Origin of the sequence: Proteiniphilum sp. UBA1028, from assembly GCF_002316955.1 — a bacterium.
Lineage (GTDB): Bacteria > Bacteroidota > Bacteroidia > Bacteroidales > Dysgonomonadaceae > Proteiniphilum.
The window spans coordinates 1,378-3,439 of sequence record NZ_DCEN01000014.1; the positions used below are offsets into that span (position 1 = coordinate 1,378).

2 protein-coding genes and 1 pseudogene are annotated in these 2,062 nt (G+C 44.1%); all 3 read right to left on the reverse strand.

What is annotated here, in order from left to right:
* Positions 1-407: pseudogene (locus B3Z75_RS01810) on the reverse strand (sugar kinase); the annotation flags it as partial.
* A gap of 32 nt (positions 408-439) precedes the next feature.
* Positions 440-1,252 carry an SDR family oxidoreductase gene (locus B3Z75_RS01815; RefSeq protein WP_286832953.1) on the reverse strand — a complete coding sequence of 271 codons (813 nt, stop codon included), beginning with the start codon at positions 1,250-1,252 and terminating at the stop codon, positions 440-442.
* A 164-nt stretch (positions 1,253-1,416) separates the two neighbouring features.
* On the reverse strand, positions 1,417-2,062 hold a 646-nt coding region (locus tag B3Z75_RS01820), incomplete at its 5' end, for a tagaturonate epimerase family protein (protein WP_294067164.1).

Consider the following 2,062-nt stretch of genomic DNA (forward strand, 5'->3'; position numbering starts at 1 on the left):
AGGTCGAAATCTTTCACATTCAGCGTTCTCCCCACCTCACCTGCCCTGTCGTTTTGTACTCGCGGCCCACGCAGCCCGAACCCGCTGTCTGCAATATTGAACTGGTGGCGGTATCCCCACGGGCCGCCCTGGGGCACCTCAGGCCCTTCATAGTCCATATTCCGTGCTCTGAGATCGGCTTTAATAAAAGCCGCTATGGGACTATCTTTTACAAAAGCAGTAAGCACCTTTACCGGCAGTCCCAGGTAAGAAGAAATGCTAGCAACGTTGGTTTCAGCGCTTGTTGCCTGCATCTGAAACAGGTTGGTACTTTGCACCGGCTGCGCATTCATCGGTGTAATACGAACTCCCATACTGGTGGGTACCACCAGTGAATATTTGAATTCTTTTCTTAGTTTGAGTGACATATTTTATTTACTGATAACTGATTGCACTCCTATTAAATACTGAAAGCATCAAAACCTCCATCTACAATTGCCACCGTACCTGTGACAAATTTGGAAGCATCGCTTACCAGATAGTGCAGTGTCCCCAAAAGATCTTCCGGAACACCGAAACGACGGAAAGGAGTATGTGCGATTATAGTATTTCCCCGATCAGAATAAGAACCATCGGGATTTGTGAGCAGTGCTCTGTTTTGCTCTGTTATGAAAAATCCGGGACAAAGGGCATTCACCCTAAAATCTTCCCCGAATTTAATCGCCAATTCTCCAGCCATGTACTTGGTGAAATTGGTTACAGCTGCTTTGGCAGCTCCATATCCTGCTACACGGGTCAAGGGTCGCAAGGCCGATGCGGAGGAGATATTCACGATATTTCCTTTTTTCTCTTTCACCATGTACTCTGCAAAAGCCAGCGTGGGAACAACCGTTCCCATCAGATTCAGTTCAACAACTTTCCGGAAATCATCAGTCTTCAGATCAAAGATGGAGTTGTTGGGGCCAATGGTTGCACCAGGCATATTTCCACCTGCACCATTGATCAACACATCAATTTTTCCGTATTTTTCAGCAATCTCTTTGGCATTCTGCTTTAGAACGGCCTCATCAGTTACGTCTGTCTGGAGGAATATTGCATCTCCCCCATCCGCTTTTACTTTCTTCACCAGTTTATCACCTTTTTGCTTGTTTCGTGCCAAAACAGCGACCTTTGCGCCGTGTTCCGCCAGATATTCCACCATCGACGTTCCCAGCACGCCGGTTCCTCCTGTAATGACAATAACTTTGTTTCTGATGTCAAATAATTTATACATAAGTTTTTACTTTATTATTTATTTTATGTTGCAGGCAAATATAGCTCGATATGCTAACTTTAAAATCGTATTTCACGTAATAATCTCTTCCAAAAGCGACAAATTAAAAATTGGGGCAATTAGTTAGAATCTTCTTTAACACTGACCATACACATCACTCTTTGCTAAATTGCAAACAATCTTTTCAAATGCCTTTCGTAAATATTATCTTCCACACATGAACCAATTATATCTGCGTACTTTATAAGTAACTCTGTATATTCACTGCCCATTTCTGCTGCTACTTTATAGGCTACGTGAATTAACTGACGGAAATTGGAATTATAATCGGCATGTCCGGGAATATGACGAAGTGTATTTGCAAACTTTTCGCTTGACCATCCATTCACCTCTTCCACGGAAGGGAGCTTAGAACCATCGATATCGATCACATCGGCATAAGGAGCGCACAGCTCTTCTTTCCGGTTGTAGGAGTTCTCATAAATCTTCTTTGCCAATTCCAGGCCTTCACCGCCTGCTACAGCCAAACCGATTACCTCCTCCAGCCAGGTTGTTCCTGCTGTTTTGAGGTGCAACCCTTTGTCGTATTTCCGGATAACCTCCGCCATAATCGGATAGATAGAAAACTTATCGCTTCCCGAATGAACACTCAGCTTCAGTTCTTCGGGCAGCCCAAACTCCTTCACAGAAAAATCAATCACAAGCACATCCTCTTCAAACTCTTTGGCAAACTGATCCAGATTGCCAACATAATCCACGCCTTTATTAAACCGGCCGGTAAATTTGGGAGCAATCGTCTGTGCAGGAACA

What these genes read in the sequence shown, in the direction of transcription:
- B3Z75_RS01815 (WP_286832953.1), bottom strand. Translation starts at nt 1,252, where the DNA reads ATGTATAAATTATTTGACATCAGAAACAAAGTTATTGTCATTACAGGA.